Origin of the sequence: Solitalea canadensis DSM 3403 (assembly GCF_000242635.2) — a bacterium.
Lineage (GTDB): Bacteria > Bacteroidota > Bacteroidia > Sphingobacteriales > Sphingobacteriaceae > Solitalea > Solitalea canadensis.
In genome coordinates this window covers 1,145,979-1,162,228 of sequence record NC_017770.1, presented here as the reverse complement: position 1 = coordinate 1,162,228, position 16,250 = coordinate 1,145,979, and the positions used below count along the sequence as shown (strand labels likewise).

Genomic DNA, 16,250 nt, shown 5'->3' with positions numbered 1-16,250 from the left:
ATAACAATACAGCTGAGTGAGGCTAAGGGAGTATTGTTATATGTATTTTTTTTATAAACTATGATGACTATTGTAATAGTCAATCATTAGTAGTTTAGTTAAATAAAAAAAATTATTAACATTAGGCCGTCGATAATTAAGGTCATAACATGTCAGAGAGTAAAACTTGTACAGATTATCAGCTTGTCAGCCGTTTAAACGAAGGTGACGAAGAAGCTTTTAATAATATCTATACCCTTTATTCTCTCCCATTATTCAATCAGGCAAACCATCTTTTGAGAGATAAGGAAAAATCTAAAGATTTGATTCAAGACCTTTTTATTTCTGTGTGGAACAATAGATCGACTTTAAAACCAGAGGCCAACTTAGCCGGGTATTTATATACAGGAGTAAGAAACAGGGTTTTTAACTTGATAGAAAAAGATAAGATCAGATATGAGTATTACAGCTCAATTGTCAAATATGCTACTGAAATCAGCAACAGAACCCAGGAGGACCTGAATGAAAAAGACTTGCAAGCCGCTCTTGAGTATGAAATTGATCAATTACCTCCCCGAATGAAAGAAGTATTTGAACTTAGCCGAAAAAAACATCTCAGCCATAAAGAAATTGCAGATGAGCTAGGTATATCTGAGAAAACAGTAAAGAAGCAAATCAGTAATGTTCTGAAGATACTAAAAGTCAGACTCGACAGATATGGTTCTGCAGGAATTCTTTTAATAGGGTTGTTAAACAATAATTAATATCCGTTAGTATTACTACCCTTTTAACAGGTTGAATGAATAAAGTCATCTATATACGCTTATGAGCTTCATGAACCAGAGCCTAAGCCACCACTATTAAGAGTAAAGGCTTAGAAAAAAACAGAGCATAGAGAAAAATAACCCTAACCCCTAAAGGGGAAACATACTGTTGAAATAAAGTTCTTACTCTTAGCATATAAAAGCGATATGAATCCTCCTTTAGGGGTTAGGGGTCTGTTAGAGCGATATGAATTATGAGTATGATTTTGCCTTTCCTAACTACTGTCAATAGCTAAGCATACCCTATTAAGAGAAAAAGCAAAAAAGCAATTCCATCAGACAAGCGCATCATACAACACTTCAACCGGGTGTAAGGCTTTACGACCCGTTCCGTCTTTAATCTGATGCCTGCAACTTGTTCCGGGAGCAGCAATAATTACATGATCAGGCTGATTTCTGATAGTTGGCAATAAAACCAGTTCACCAATCTGCATTGAAATTTCATAATGTTCTTTTTCATAACCAAAGGACCCAGCCATACCACAACAACCCGAAGGGATGGTTTCGACCTGATAATGCTCCGGAAAAGACAATAATTCCTGAGTGGCTGACAGTGCCGACCATGCCTTTTGCTGACAATGACCGTGAAGTTTAATCTGCTTGCTCTCTTTGGTGAACTGCTCTTTGTGAATATTCCCTTTCTTAATTTGCTGAGCCAAGAATTCGTCAATTAGATAAGCATTAGCCGCCAATTTTTTAGCGTCTGCCAATTGCTCATCATCAACCAAGTCTACATATTCATCACGAAAAGTGAGAATAGCTGAAGGTTCAACACCGACTAAAGGTGTATCAGCTGTTATTAAATTCTTTAACAGGTTAACATTTTGTTGGGCGTTTTTTCTGGCATCACGCAACAAACCTTTGGAGAGCTGAGCCCTACCACTCTCTTCGTGTTTAGGTATGATCACCTCAAATCCTAAGCGCTCTAGCAACAGTATCGCTTTAATACCTATTTCGGTATCCTGATAATTGGTAAACTCATCGCAGAAAAAATAAACCTTTTTCTTGTCCGCATTTTGATCACTAACAGAATGAGATCGATTATTAAACCAACTTCTTAAGGTAGTATGATAGAGCGTTGGCATCGATCGTTCTATTGCGAAGCCGGTCGCTTTTTTAACAACTTTGCTTACCACCTTATTAGTCATAAAAAAATTGTAAGCTGCGGGAACTAATGCGCCTAATTTTGCTATTTTACTAAAATTGGCAATTAGTCGCGACCTGAAAGGAACGCCATTCGCATCATAATAATGCTGCAAAAATTCGGCTTTTAATTTAGCCATATCCACATTTGATGGACATTCAGATTTGCAACCTTTACAGCTCAAGCATAAATCCATCACTTCCTTGATTTCCTTATGATCGAATCGGTTGAGTTGTTCAGAATTGGTAAGAAATGTCCTTAAAACATTAGCTCTCGCCCTGGTGGTATCCTTTTCATTGCGGGTTGCCATGTACGAGGGACACATGGTACCTCCCGCCAGATGCGACTTGCGACAGTCGCCAGAGCCGTTACACTGCTCCACATGTTGCAATACATCCTGGTTATAATAGCGGAAAAAGGTTTGAAATGCCGGCGTCTGTTGCCCTGGCTTATACCTGAGCATAGTATCCATTGGTGGTGTATCCACAATTTTGCCTGGATTAAAAATGTTCCGTGGATCCCATATATATTTAACTTCTTTGAGCAATTGGTAATTCTTCTTTCCTATCATTTGCTCAATAAACTCACCGCGCAATCTTCCATCACCGTGCTCTCCACTTAATGAGCCATTGTACTTTTTAACAAGTGCGGCTATTTCTTCAGCAATTACTCTGAACAGACGATTACCTTCAACGGTTTTTAAATTAATGATCGGGCGCAAATGGATTTCACCTGACCCGGCATGTGCATAATGCACCGAATACAATCCATGTTTTTTAAGAATATCGTTAAAGTCACGGATATATGCCGGCAGATCATTAACATCAACGGCAGTGTCTTCAATGACCGGAACCGCCTTTTCATCACCAGGCAGATTACTTAATAATCCCAAACCTGCTTTTCGAAGCGACCATATTTTAGGGGTATCCTTACCAAACAATACAGGGAAATGATAACCCAATCCTTCTGCCAGCATTTCTGCCTTTACCAGTTCAGTAATAGCGACAACTTCCTCCCTGGTACTTCTTGCAAATTCAATTACCAAAATAGCTGCCGGGTCACCTTCAACAAAAAACCGGTTTTGCTTTTGCTCTCTATTATCTTTAGTACATTCTAAAATATAATGATCGATCAGTTCACTGGCACTGGGCTTATACTTCAATGCAATCAGGTTTGCCCGTAGTGCTTCGTCAATAGAATGAAAATGTACGCAAAGCAATCCTGATTCTTTAGGAGGAAGTGGTACCAGATTCAGTTTTATTTCAGTGATAAAGGCTAATGTTCCTTCAGAGCCTGCAATCAGTTTGCAGAAATTGAAATCTTCTGCTCCCATCGTAAAAGGTGCTGTTTCCAGTAAAAGATCAATCGCATAGCCTGTATTTCTTCTTTCGACAGTTTTCTTCGGAAACTCTTTCCGAATCTCAGCCTGATTTTCGTAATTGCTTAACTGGCTTCTAATGGATTTATAAATATTGGCCTCCAAAGTTGATCCGGAGCACTTTTCTATAAACTCGTCAAAATTCAATGTTTTAAACTCCACTTCAGATTCATCACTGAGTATGGCTTTTATTTCCAGCGTGTGTTCGCGTGTACTACCATAAACTACCGAATTTGATCCACAGGAATTGTTACCCACCATACCCCCAATCATTGCCCGGTTGGCTGTAGAAGTTTCAGGACCGAAAAAAAGGCCGTACGGTTTTAAGAATTGATTTAACTCATCTCTTACCACTCCGGGTTGCACACGCACCCATTGCTCTTCAATATTCAGTTCCAGAATTTGATTAAAGTGTTTAGATACGTCTACAATAATTCCATTTCCAACCACCTGCCCTGCAAGAGAAGTTCCGGCAGTTCTCGGAATAAGTGAAGTACCTTCTTCGGTTGCGAAAGCAATCAGTTTTTTAATATCTGCAACAGACCTGGGAGTGGTTACCGCCAATGGCATTTCAGCATAAGCCGAAGCATCTGTTGCGTATATAATGCGCATCGCTTCATCAGTATGGCATTCTCCATCCAATTGTCCGGCTAATTGTCTGATTCTTTCTTTCATTTACCAGTGAGTCAAAAATATTTCAGGTTTTGTCGTCAGGACTCCCTAAGACAAAACCTGAAAAAGGTTGGTACAAAAAAACTAATTTTCTACTTTATTTTTGGCATCTAACAAGCTATTCCAGCAATGTTAAAAGTCAAACTTTATTCCCTGTGCTAAAGGAAGGGTTGTTCCGTAATTGATGGTATTAGTTTGTCTGCGCATATAAGCCTTCCAGGCATCAGAACCGCTTTCCCTGCCACCTCCGGTTTCTTTCTCCCCACCAAAAGCGCCACCAATTTCAGCCCCGGAAGTACCGATGTTCACATTCGCTATGCCACAATCTGACCCGTTGGCCGATAAGAATTGTTCTGCTTCACGCATATTCAAGGTCATAATTGCCGATGACAGTCCTTGCGGTACAGCATTCTGCAATTGAACAGCCTCATCTAAGGTTTTATATTTAATCAGGTACAGGATTGGTGCAAAGGTTTCTTCCTGTACTATTTCAAAATGATTTTCTACCTCGGCAATGCATGGTTTCACATAGCAACCTGATGCATGCTCCGAACCATTTAAGACGCTGCCATCCACAATAAAACGCGCACCTTCTGTTTTTCCTTTTTCAATGGCGCTTAAATACATATCAACAGCCATCGTGTCAATCAACGGACCCACATGATTGCGCTGATCCAATGGATTGCCAATCCGAAGCTGAGCATAAGCCTTTACCAGCTTATCTTTAAAATTATCGTACACATCCTCGTGGATAATCAAACGACGAGTTGAAGTACAACGCTGTCCGGCAGTACCTACCGCACCGAACACTGCACCAATAATGGACATGTCAAGGTCGGCTTCTTTGGAAATAATGATCGCATTATTGCCGCCCAGTTCAAGGATGGTTTTCCCAAAGCGTCGGGCAACAACCGAGGAAACTTCGCGACCGATACGTGTTGAACCGGTGAAGGAAACCAGTGGAATACGTTTATCGTTATTGATCAGGTTGCCAACCGGATTTCCTGAGATAAGGCTACTAATACCTTCAGGTAAATTATTTGCTTTTAACACTTCTGCAATAATATGCTGACAGGCAACCGCACAAAGCGGCGTTTTCGAAGAAGGCTTCCAAAGACATACATTACCACAAATCAATGCTAAAGCCGCATTCCAGCTCCATACTGCAACCGGAAAGTTAAAGGCAGAGATGATCCCTACAATACCAAGCGGATGCCATTGTTCATACATTCGATGGCCCGGTCTTTCTGAATGCATGGTTAAACCATATAATTGTCGCGACAATCCCACGGCAAAGTCGCAGATATCAATCATTTCCTGAACCTCTCCCAAGCCTTCCTGCAGACTTTTGCCCATTTCATAAGAGACCAGGGCTCCAAGGCATTCTTTTTTTTCTCTTAAAGCCTCTCCTAGCTGACGAACGACTTCGCCCCTTTTAGGAGCCGGTACATTGCGCCAGAACTGAAATGCTTGTTCAGCTGTCTGCAGTACTTTTTCGTATTCTTCAGTTGAAGTAGTTTGTACAGATGCAATGTGCTTTCCATCCACTGGTGAGGAAGAACAAATTGTCGAGCCTGATCCAAACCATGCTGTTCCGGTAGAAGTTCCCGGATTATTTTCGGTAATCCCTAATTGAGTTAATATGTTATTAATGTCCATGAAGTAAAAAATCAAGATTGTGTTTGACTGGTGTAAGTACTTTCAAAAATTTTATCTGCATTGCTGGTCTCAAACCCTTCTCTCCTGTGTTGGGTCATAATCTCTTCCGCGGTAAGATGCCTGAACTCAGGCAATACTAATCGCTCAGCAAACTCTACATAACTGCTGGCAATGCTTAAGGTTTCACCGCCTGCAAAGACAGCTTCATGCATTTCGGCCACAGAACTGCTTTGGCGCAAAAGACCATCCTTACTCACCTTAATTTTTCCACCCTCGTCATTTAGCCTGATGCCCAAACTTTCAATAAACGAGTTGAAATCCTCGAGCGTATTATAACCTTCTTTCAAAGCATGAACACTGATGGTATAATGGTTCAGGTAATAACGGTTATAAATCACCCAGGCTGCATATTCGTTTTCTTCCAGCAGGGCTAAGTATTCTTCTTTTGTCGGAACTTGCCATAACGACTGGTGAAGAAACTCACCAATTTGCTGTCCATTGTCTAAATCAAGTGAGTCAACCGGATCAGCAGTAATATGCTGGGTATATTTCTTAATAATATTTTGAGCATTTTCCGAAAGTTTATCCACAGTCAGTTCGCTCATAAAAATTCTTGGATATTCTGCTGAAGGAGGGGCATACCAATAAGCATTCAGCTTCTTCCCTTCAAAAAAGTAATTATCTCTTTTCTGATAACCATGATATAGAAAAATCTTTTCAAATGAATTGATTCCCAAATGCGGTACACCTAAAGTGCGGAATGCAATATGATCGTTGATAATTTCTTGCTGTGAATTAACAACACCACGTTCTGTTAAAGCATTAGTTATTTGATTTACAGCCGGAACTTTATCGCGATAGCGTTCAAAGAGAATATTTAAAAAAATATCCAAAGTTGTGTCTTTGTTAAATTTCATTTCGGATTAATTAAATAAACTACCGGTTTGTGTATTCAATAATGCATCAAAAGCAATTTCTTCCTGTTTGATAAATCCTTTTGACGGGAGTTTACCTGCTGCCACCATTTCTACCACGGCCACTAAACTGGCTGCAGTTGTCCATGAAATAGCCCTCCAGTCATTTCCATCAATCTCGATGGGTGTATACGACTTACAGAATTCATTTCTGTGCATCTCGTTATTTTTCCATCCTTCTGCAACTGCATATACTAATACAACATCCTCCTTAACCGGTGGCTTGGCACTCTTTAACATATCTTCCAGATGTTGTTTGTCATTTTTTAAATGCAGCTCATTGATCAGAAAGTTCATCAGGTCGCAATGTCCGGGATAGCGGATGGTCTTATAATCCAGCTTATCTACCCGGCCTTCATAGGTTTCGCACATGGTACCCAAACCGCCTGAAGTATAAAAAGCTTCATAGGTTGATCCGTTGATGGTGATCAATTCTTTACCTTGTAATGAAGTCACTTTCTTACGCTTTCCATGATGAATGGCTTCTGCATCATTAATATATTCGTTAACTACTCCTGCCGCTGACCATGTAAATGAATACCCCAACTCCCCGTTTGGATATTGCGGCAATGCCCCTACACGCATTTCAATCGATCTGAGTTTATCAAAGTCTTTGGAAAGATGTGCCCCGATAATACCAATAATGCCCGGTGCCAGTCCGCATTGAGGTGCCAGAACAGCAGTTGAGGTTTCACTCAGACTCATGATATATTCAGTGGTTTCAACATCTTCAGTTAAATCAAAATAATGCTTTCCCAGATCATGGGCGATCTTTGCAATTGGCTTGTTTAGAAAATAAGGAAGGGCCGAAACAACTGCATCATATTCTTTTATCGTTTTTTCCATAAAAGGAATATCTGCAACATCGCCCAAAACAACATTGAAGGGAAGATCGTACTGATAATGAGGAGCTTGTTTATCCATGCCGGTTACCTCAAACTGCTTGCTGAGTAGTGAACCTACTAACGTACCTACTTTCCCTAAACCAAGGGTGAGAACTTTATTAATCATCGTATTTTTTAAGTATAACAACTCAAATATCTTTAGATTTGCCATTAGCAACAATTCATATTTATTAATAAATGATAAGTATAGCTAATCAAATAGAACTGCGTCATCTTAATTATTTTAAGGTATTGGCCGAAGAGTTACACTATAGGAAAGCATCAGAGATCCTGTTTATTTCACAATCAGCCCTAAGCCAGCAGATCAAACAATTAGAGCAAATCTTAAAAACGTCCTTATTTGACAGGACAAATAAGAGGGTGGCATTAACAGATGCCGGTGTTTTATTTTACAGCGATGTGGTTCAGGTGATAAATAAAGTTGATGCGGCGGTTACCCGACTTAAGTTATGGAAGGACGGTAATACAGGGCAGATCGGCATTGGCTTCGTTGCATCAGCCATGGAATCTATCCTGCCTGGTCTTATAAAACGATTTCACAAAGATTGTCCGAATATTAAATTTCAATTGGATGAACTGAATAACCGTGAGCAGATAATTGCATTGCAAAATGAATCGATTGACCTGGGCTTTATGCGTTCTAATTATGTTGCCCCTGAATTGCAGATTAAATGTGTTTTTAAAGAAACCTTTTCATTGGTTTTGCCTAATAGTCATCCTTTAACTAAGGAGACGTTTAAACATGTAGGACAGTTGAAAGACGAACCGTTTATACTTTTCCCGAATGATCAGAGCCACCTTTACTATCAGCAAATCATTAACATTTGTGCCGATCAGGGCTTTACTCCCAAAATAGCGCATCGTTCAATTCACGCTCCAACCATTTTCAGGTTGGTAGAAAATGGCATGGGACTCTCGATCATTCCAACCTCACTTGCTACAGGAGGTAATCCAAACATTAAATTTATCGAATTAACCAATGTGCCTCAACAAACGGAATTGTATGCTGTTTGGAAAAAGGGAAATAACAATCCGGCATTGCCTTACTTATTGGAAATGTTGGATGATAAGCTAAAGTAGCAGGAGCTATAGAATATGATAATTTGAGAAATTAGCAACTGAAAGAAGAGGAAGGAAAGGATTTACTGCCGTTGGCTAAACCAACGGCAGTAAAATCATTAAGTGGTTATTCCACCACCAGCTCATCGGCAAAAATCCAGGCAGGCTTGCCTGCTCCGGGATGATTTGGCGGACATACTCCATTTTTGGCACTTACACGTACATATTTAACTTTTTGTTTCAAAAACTCAGCCTTGAAACTCTTGATAGTTGATTTTTCATAAACAGATACGTTATTGACAACCATCTTTGCTTCTTTAAAATTCTTTCCATCTGCAGATACTTCAAACTTTACTTCCTGAGGAAGAAAAATCCAATCGGAGTAATTTTGCAAACAGCCAAGGCTTATACTTTTGATCTCCTGTTCTGCACCTAAATCAATAGTGGCAACCAGATCCTTTCCGCTTATGCCATGCCAGTACTTATTTACCGTTTTAGTTCCCAGTACACCATCGGTTAATGAATTCGGACCATCCGCTACATAATAGGTACTTATCGGATTCGAATAAACAACATCTCTTCCTATAGCTTTATGCATTATAAAAGCCTGTTCAGCAGGTTTAACACCCATAACATTTCCATTTAAAACGGTTGTAGCCTTTATAATTACCGAAGAGTCGATACTAATAGGACCTGCATAATTAATGCTGCTGATAGTCGGGTTGGAACCATCGGTTGTATAATAAATTTCACCCTTATAAGCTTCGGTTGAAAGAGCTATACTCAATTTTCCGTTTTGCGATGATGGTTTGATATCAATAGTAAAATTACCCGGACAATAACGCAGTCCTTTTTGTCCGTAGCCCTTAAAATGAGACTGAATGCGTTCATTAAAATCACCCCAGTTTCTGCTTTCTTTAGGCGACCATACCACCTCTGCCAATGCTGGCATACGTGGCAAAATCATGTATTCAACATGTTCAGCTGTAACAATTGACTCAGTCCATAAATTGGCTTGTGCTCCTAACACAAATTTCGCTTCTTCGGCATTTAGCTCCTTAGGGATTGGCTCATAACTATACACCCTTTTTAGTGTATTAAAACCCCCAAAAGCTTGCGGTTCACCTTCAGGACCTGCCTGGTAATGATCAAAATACACAGGGTTGCCGGGAGTCATGATCACATCATGTTTCATTTTAGCTGCTTCGATTCCGCCAGCTTCACCACGCCAGCTCATCACTGTTGCTTCCGGAGCCAAACCTCCTTCCAATATTTCATCCCAGCCAATCATCTTTCTGTTTTTACTGATCAGAAATTTCTCTATCCGTGCAATAAAATAGCTTTGCAGCTCTTCTTCATTTTTCAGGTTCTCTGTTTTGATTCTGGCCTGACAACGTGCGCATTTTTTCCACGGTGCTTTATCTAATTCATCTCCGCCAATATGAATGTATTTTGAAGGAAATAAGTCAACCACTTCAGTAAGCACATCTTCTAAAAAAGTAAACACAGAATCATTTCCTGCACAATAGTTAGACGACATATTGGTGTAATTACCACCTGTCATTGGTAGCTGGGCCTGTTGTGTACAACTTAAATGTGGATACGAGGCAACAGCTGAAGCCACATGTCCCGGCATTTCAATTTCGGGAACTACCGTTACATTACGGACAGCGGCGTAAGCAATAATATCTTTGATTTGCTCTTGCGTATAATAACCACCGTAAGTAGGTTTTTCGCCTGCCTTGGCTTGCGGTCTGTCGCTCCATGCTTTATCGTTTTGGTCAACACGCCAAGCGCCGACTTCGGTTAGTTTAGGGTATTTTTTTATCTCAATTCGCCAGCCCTGATCATCAACCAAATGCCAATGAAAAGTATTCATCTTGTATTGGGCAATCAGATCAATATATTCTTTCACTAGTTCAGGCGTGAAAAAATGCCGGCTTACGTCCAGGTGCATTCCGCGCCATTTAAAACGCGGATAATCCGTTACCTGCATACAAGGGACTACCAAAGCCGCATTTGTACGAACTTGTGGTAATGTTTGTATTATTGATTGCAAACCATAAAAAATACCAGCTTTGGTATTGGCTCTAATTGTTATTGCCGAAGGTGATACATTGAGCACATAACCTTCATCGCCAATATTGGCCGTATTTTCAATTTTAAGGTCGATGATTTTTGCAGCTTTCTTATTATTCATTCTCAGTTCATTGCCCGAAACTGTATTGATATAAGCAGCTAAAAACTTTGCTATAGCCTGTAACTCCGAATTCTTTTTATCAAATCTGACAGAAGTGTTGCCATCAATACTAAAGTTCCCTTCCTGAATTACCAGGTTTACTGGCTTCGGAATAATATTAACTTTCTGCTGTGCCGAAAGAAATAGCGGACAACACAGCGCCATAAGAAACAATAATTTTTTATTCATAATTGATAATCATTAACCAACTGCGGAATACCACTCAGTAGGTTGATTCATAAATTTGGTTGGTGCTTAAAATTTCAATAAAAACGTTTTAGCAAATAGTTTAAAGATATTGACTAAGTAGTATATCAAATCGATTACCTTCAATATCTTGTCTAAAACAAAAGAAGAGCTTTTTAATTATTTAAAAAAGTTTTACTAACATTTATTTTATATTTAGTAAGCTTTGTAGGGATAGTTTCATACCAAAAAAGCCTTATTCAAATCAGAATGAAGCTCTTATATTCGTTTGGCATTATTTCGAATGGTTTTGTTTGTTTCTTTTATTGAATCTTTTTGTGCTGTCGGCCAGACGGAGTCTTCTGTTTTATTTATAGTTGAAAGTGACGCGATTGCTTGACACTTTCAACAACGGGGGAATAATGAACTAGTATTAAGTGAAAAGAAAGATTAATTCAGGTTCCGTTCATTACTCAACTCACTACCATAAAAGCTATTTATTTGTTTAAAAAGTTTATCAAAGCTTTTATTTTGATTGAGAACATTGTAAAACTCATTGTTGACTGAGCAATCCATAAGCTCTCCATCAACTACTTTTAATAAATAAGGAAAACCACCACGGTCTTTGATTCGGTAAAGCATCATAGAAATATATTCATCATCATAATCTGACAATGGCGTTTTTCCATCCAGGTAGATTAATTGCACATCCGAAGGTAAATTGGGTAAAATGTTTCGTTCTATAAATTCCTGGCTATTGGTTCTATTATTATAACAAAAGAATTTAGTACCTGTAATTGAGTTTAAATACGACCGATAGGCTCTCCTATTAACATTGTACCTACTGTTTTCAGTACTACTCATCAATAGAATTAGTGGTAAGAAAAGAATGATTAGTCCACCTGTAAGAAGCAGAACTACAATAAGTAGGAAAATATTAAAGGAGCTCTTAATTTTGGAAAGAAAAACCTTCATTTATAGTATTTAAAAATGCACCGGAAAAAAGGGTCTGTAAAATAAACTGTGTCAACCATTATTATTGTTATTGTTGAGGAGTTGGAATGTGGTAAACTCTTTTCGAGTTTTCCATATTTCAACACCTTTGTTTGTTAGTTCAAATCTAACTTCATTCTTCCATCAAACCAAATGGCCAGGTGAGAGGCGGTTTGGGCCCAGTTGGTCAGCGGCATGGTCCATTTCTGGCTGATGTTGCCATGGGCCAGATAAATCAATTTGATCAGGGCCGTGTCCGAGGTGAAGGCGCCTTTGGTTTTGGTCACTTTGCGTACCTGCCGATGAAAGCCTTCAATGGTATTGGTCGTATAGATCAAACGTCGGATAGCCACATCGTATTTGAAATACGTACTAAGCTTTTCCCAGTTATGGCGCCAGGACTGCAAGACCACCGGATACTTCCTGCCCCATTTCTCCTCCAGTTCCTCCAGCCGTAATTCGGCCAGATCTTTGTTTACAGCCTGGTAAACAGGCTTCAGGTCTTTCATGAACTCTTTTTGATCTTTAGAGGCCACGTATTTCAGACTGTTGCGGATTTGATGAACGATGCAGGTTTGTACTTCTGTTTCGGTAAAAACAGCGTTAATGGCTTCTGCAAAGCCTTTTAAGTTATCAATGCAGGCGATCAGGATGTCGCTGACTCCACGGTTCTTTAAATCGGTCAGTACGCCCAGCCAGAAATTGGCGCCTTCACTTTGCGAGACGTACATGCCCAATAGCTCTTTTTTACCATAACGATTGATGCCCAGAATGTTGTAAACAGCCCGCGATACCACCCGGTTATCTTCTTTCACCTTATAATGCATGGCATCCAGCCAAACGATAGTGTACAGTTCTTCCAAAGGACGGCTTTGCCATTCTTTTATCTGCGGGCGGATCTTGTCGGTAATGGCGCTCAGGGTGGCGTGGGAGATGTCCGTGTCATACATATCCTTGATGTGTTTGGAGATGTCCCGGAAGCTCATCCCCAGGCCGTACATCCCCAGTATCTTAGACTCTAGGCTTTCGGCCAGGATGGTTTCCCGTTTTCGGATCAGTTCGGGTTCAAAGGTGCCGGTTCGGTCGCGGGGAGTCTCGATGGTCAGCGTTCCATCGGACGTTTTGAGTTGCTTTTGGCCTTTGCCATTCTTCCGATTGCCCGAGTTGCGTTCCTCCTCATCCAAATGGCCCTCTAACTCTGCTTGCAAGGCGGCTTCTAAAAAATGTTTCAGCAATGGTGCGAATGCCCCTTCTTTGCCATACAGAGACTTACCTGAGCGAAACTGCTCCAAGGCTTTCTTCTTAATAAACTCTAAATCAAATTCTGGTGTTTCCATAAAAAACTGTGTTAAAGGTCTTAATTCTTTCTAACATTTGACACAGTTTATTTTCCACCCTCGAAAAAGAATTAAAACAGGCACGGCTTTTCCATTACATTTACCGACTTTCCACTTAGGTAAGCTTCTTAACACTCTTATTCCCTCTTTTTCATACGTTAATTGGATAAAGTTTGCCACAAAAAGTCAATCCTGCATCAATCCACTCCTTTCGATATGCTGTAAAACAATCTGTACCATACAATGTATCATCAACTCCATATGAAAAACGCAACACAAGCATACATTAAATGGTTTGACTATCTTTTCATACAAGTCTTCATCTTTAGAAAAATCAAAACCATAAGAATAGCAACAATGATTTTTAGCTTTACTAAACCCCATTATTACCCACTTAGTATCCCAGAAAAAACGGGCAACAATTTCCATTATCACCCGTTTCTTTTAAAACCCTTTACTCCGTCACTTCCGGCTTATCTTTCCCCTTATCATCGCCGTTAACTTGCGGTGGTTTAGGAAGTTCAATTCCATTCGGTTGTTTCTTACCCAAGTATTCCGGTAAGTTCATACCTGCCATGTTAAACATGTCGGTTAATGGTGGAACAGCTTTATATAGGCCTGAAATGAAGCCGGCGGTTGATGATTGTCCGTCACCATTGCCTTTACCATTTTCCCAAACAGTAACTTTATCGATCTTGATATTTTTGATCGCCTCAGTTTGTAATCTAACCAGCTCTGGTAACTTATCTGCAATTAGTAACAATACCGCATCTTTAGAATTATTTCCGGCTGCTTTAACGATCTTATCCATACCTTCGGCTTGTTTAGTAAGGATCTCGAACATACCTTTTGCTTCGGCTTCCATTTTTGCAAAAATTGCGTCGGCCTCTCCTTTTGCTTTCTCACGGATTTTTTCGGCTTCAGCCTGAGCTTCGATGATAGCGCGTTGCTTTTGAATCTCTGCAGCAACAACGATATTTGCATTTTGAGATGCTCGATCTCTTTGCGCACGGGCTTCTTCCGCTCTTCTTTCTGCTTCATAAGCCTCTTCCAAGGCTTTTGCCGACTGAACCTTTTCGGCTGAAGTTGCTCTTTTCAACGCTTCAGCTTCACGTTCACGTTTTTCAGCTTCCGAATTGGCAATTTCAATACGCGAAAGGTTTTCTCCTTTTACTGCAATGGCATTAGCTTCAGCCGTTTTCACACGGGTATCTCTGTCGGCCTCAACTTTACCGATACTTTCATCTCTCTTAGCCGCCGCAATAGAAACTTCTTTATCTTTTGTCGCAACTGCTACCTGAATATCACGGTCGCGGTAAGTTTCCGCTATCTTAATATCACGGTCTTTCTCAGCTTGGGTTTTACCAATTTCACCATGACGTTCTTGTTCTGCTACGCTAACTTTTGCTTCGTTAATCGCCTTTGCAGCGGCTTCTTTACCCAACGCCTCAATATAACCGCTTTCATCTTTAATGTCGGTTACGTTTACGTTAATCATTTTTAAGCCGATTTTTTTCAGCTCTGCTTCAACGCTTCCTGCAATATTGGTTAAGAATTTATCACGATTATTATTAATTTCTTCAATATCCATCATGGCCACTACCAAGCGCATTTGACCAAGGATAATATCTTTTGCCAGATCATGAATCTGTGCTTGTTGCATACCTAACAAACGTTCAGCAGCATTTTGCATAACTCCATGTTCAGTTGAAACACCAACCATAAAGCGTGATGGTACATCCACACGAATGTTTTGCTTGCTCAGTGCATTGGTTAAATTTACTTCAATTGAAATGGGTGTAAGATCCAGGAATGCATAATCCTGAATGATAGGCATGATGAATGCTGCTCCACCGTGAATACATTTAGCTGACTTATTTCCATCGGCATCTGATCCAACTTTACCATAAACCACTAATACTTTGTCTGACGGACAACGCTTGTAACGTTTAAAGAGTGAAACAAGCAATAAAAAAATAAAAACAACGAGGACAATGATCCCAATAAACATGTACTCCATAGCTGGTTGGATTTAATGTATTTAATAAGAATAAATTACTGATTAATTGTGTTTTGCTACTATAAGCAGGTCGCTTGCTAAAACTTCTTTGATAAATACCATGTCGCCGGTATTTATATCGGTTGCATCATCGGTAATAGCATCTAACTCACGTAATGAGGATTGAATTGTTACGTGTACTTTTCCCTTTCCACTTCTGTTGGCAGGTATTTTAAGGTAAACTTCGGCGCCTTTTCCAATTGCCGTTTTAATATCCATAGTTCCGTCAACCTGTAGCTTATTCATTTGTTTAAAGATCCAGGCCATTAAAAACATAGTAATAAGTCCGGCTACAAGAGCAACAACAAGTGATGTTACAGGATTGTGAGTTGAACTGTAAACCCCTAGCCCCGACCATCCGAACATCGCAAAAAAAGCCAGCAGGTTTTTTACCGTAATAAACTGGTAATCGATACCCGAATCTGCGGCTGAAGCTTCTTCCACATGTCCGAAGGCATCATCATGATCGCCTCCACCAAATCCAATCAATGCTTGTACCGCCAATAAAATAGTTGCTAAAACGGCAGTGATCCATAAAACTTGCTCAATTGTGGTGTGGCTTGTCCACCAACCATTAAAAGCTGATAATAAGGTAAATGTCATAATTCAAAAATCAACGCTGTGAAACTACATATATTTAAATTATTTCAAAATGATAGTAATTAACATTCAGTTGACAACTAAAAAACCGGCAGGGGTTATCCCGACTGCCGGCCCATTATTGATTTAGGTTACATGAAGATTTTTAGTTGACTATCCCTTAACAACAGTTCCCAGTGCTGTATTATGTGATCAGGCAATCTTACGCTGTTTTTCTATTTCATTGCATTAATAGGAAGATT

Annotated in this window: 11 protein-coding genes; 2 read left to right on the top strand and 9 right to left on the bottom strand. The window is 39.8% G+C overall.

Annotated features, from left to right (window positions below):
* Nucleotides 1-149 precede the first annotated feature (149 nt).
* The gene (locus SOLCA_RS04815; protein ID WP_014679323.1) at nucleotides 150-743 is read left to right on the top strand and encodes an RNA polymerase sigma factor; all 594 of its coding nucleotides are present in this window, start codon (nucleotides 150-152) and stop codon (nucleotides 741-743) included.
* Nucleotides 744-1,078: 335 nt separating this feature from the next.
* On the opposite strand, the gene SOLCA_RS04810 is transcribed toward SOLCA_RS04815, so the two are convergent.
* The 4 genes from SOLCA_RS04810 to SOLCA_RS04795 form a co-directional block, all read right to left on the bottom strand.
* Complete coding sequence (locus tag SOLCA_RS04810) at nucleotides 1,079-4,000, bottom strand: FAD-binding and (Fe-S)-binding domain-containing protein (RefSeq protein ID WP_014679322.1); 2,922 nt, start codon at nucleotides 3,998-4,000, stop codon at nucleotides 1,079-1,081.
* Nucleotides 4,001-4,129: 129 nt separating this feature from the next.
* The gene (amaB, locus tag SOLCA_RS04805) at nucleotides 4,130-5,656 is read right to left on the bottom strand and encodes an L-piperidine-6-carboxylate dehydrogenase (protein ID WP_014679321.1); all 1,527 of its coding nucleotides are present in this window, start codon (nucleotides 5,654-5,656) and stop codon (nucleotides 4,130-4,132) included.
* 11 nt (nucleotides 5,657-5,667) lie between these two features.
* Nucleotides 5,668-6,573, bottom strand: coding sequence for a DUF1338 domain-containing protein (locus SOLCA_RS04800; protein WP_014679320.1), 906 nt, complete (start codon nucleotides 6,571-6,573; stop codon nucleotides 5,668-5,670).
* Between the two features lie 6 nt (nucleotides 6,574-6,579).
* Nucleotides 6,580-7,641: a saccharopine dehydrogenase family protein gene (locus tag SOLCA_RS04795; protein WP_157604511.1), complete on the bottom strand. Its 1,062-nt coding sequence runs from the start codon at nucleotides 7,639-7,641 to the stop codon at nucleotides 6,580-6,582.
* 71 nt (nucleotides 7,642-7,712) lie between these two features.
* On the opposite strand from SOLCA_RS04795, the gene SOLCA_RS04790 reads away from it, so the two are divergent.
* The gene (locus SOLCA_RS04790; RefSeq protein ID WP_014679318.1) at nucleotides 7,713-8,615 is read left to right on the top strand and encodes a LysR family transcriptional regulator; all 903 of its coding nucleotides are present in this window, start codon (nucleotides 7,713-7,715) and stop codon (nucleotides 8,613-8,615) included.
* A 106-nt stretch (nucleotides 8,616-8,721) separates the two neighbouring features.
* Here the strand turns inward: SOLCA_RS04790 and SOLCA_RS04785 are convergent, their stop codons facing one another.
* From SOLCA_RS04785 to SOLCA_RS04760, 5 genes are all read right to left on the bottom strand, one after another.
* Nucleotides 8,722-11,022 carry a glycoside hydrolase family 20 protein gene (locus SOLCA_RS04785; protein WP_014679317.1) on the bottom strand — a complete coding sequence of 767 codons (2,301 nt, stop codon included), beginning with the start codon at nucleotides 11,020-11,022 and terminating at the stop codon, nucleotides 8,722-8,724.
* Nucleotides 11,023-11,469: 447 nt separating this feature from the next.
* A complete protein-coding gene (locus SOLCA_RS04780; protein ID WP_014679316.1) occupies nucleotides 11,470-11,994 on the bottom strand; it encodes a hypothetical protein in 525 nt (174 codons plus the stop codon).
* Between the two features lie 134 nt (nucleotides 11,995-12,128).
* Nucleotides 12,129-13,349 carry an IS256 family transposase gene (locus tag SOLCA_RS04775; protein WP_014679315.1) on the bottom strand — a complete coding sequence of 407 codons (1,221 nt, stop codon included), beginning with the start codon at nucleotides 13,347-13,349 and terminating at the stop codon, nucleotides 12,129-12,131.
* A 454-nt stretch (nucleotides 13,350-13,803) separates the two neighbouring features.
* Nucleotides 13,804-15,369: a flotillin family protein gene (locus SOLCA_RS04765; RefSeq protein WP_014679314.1), complete on the bottom strand. Its 1,566-nt coding sequence runs from the start codon at nucleotides 15,367-15,369 to the stop codon at nucleotides 13,804-13,806.
* A gap of 42 nt (nucleotides 15,370-15,411) precedes the next feature.
* Entirely contained in the window at nucleotides 15,412-16,011 is a 600-nt protein-coding gene (locus tag SOLCA_RS04760) for a hypothetical protein (RefSeq protein ID WP_014679313.1), read from the bottom strand.
* Nucleotides 16,012-16,250 lie beyond the last annotated feature (239 nt).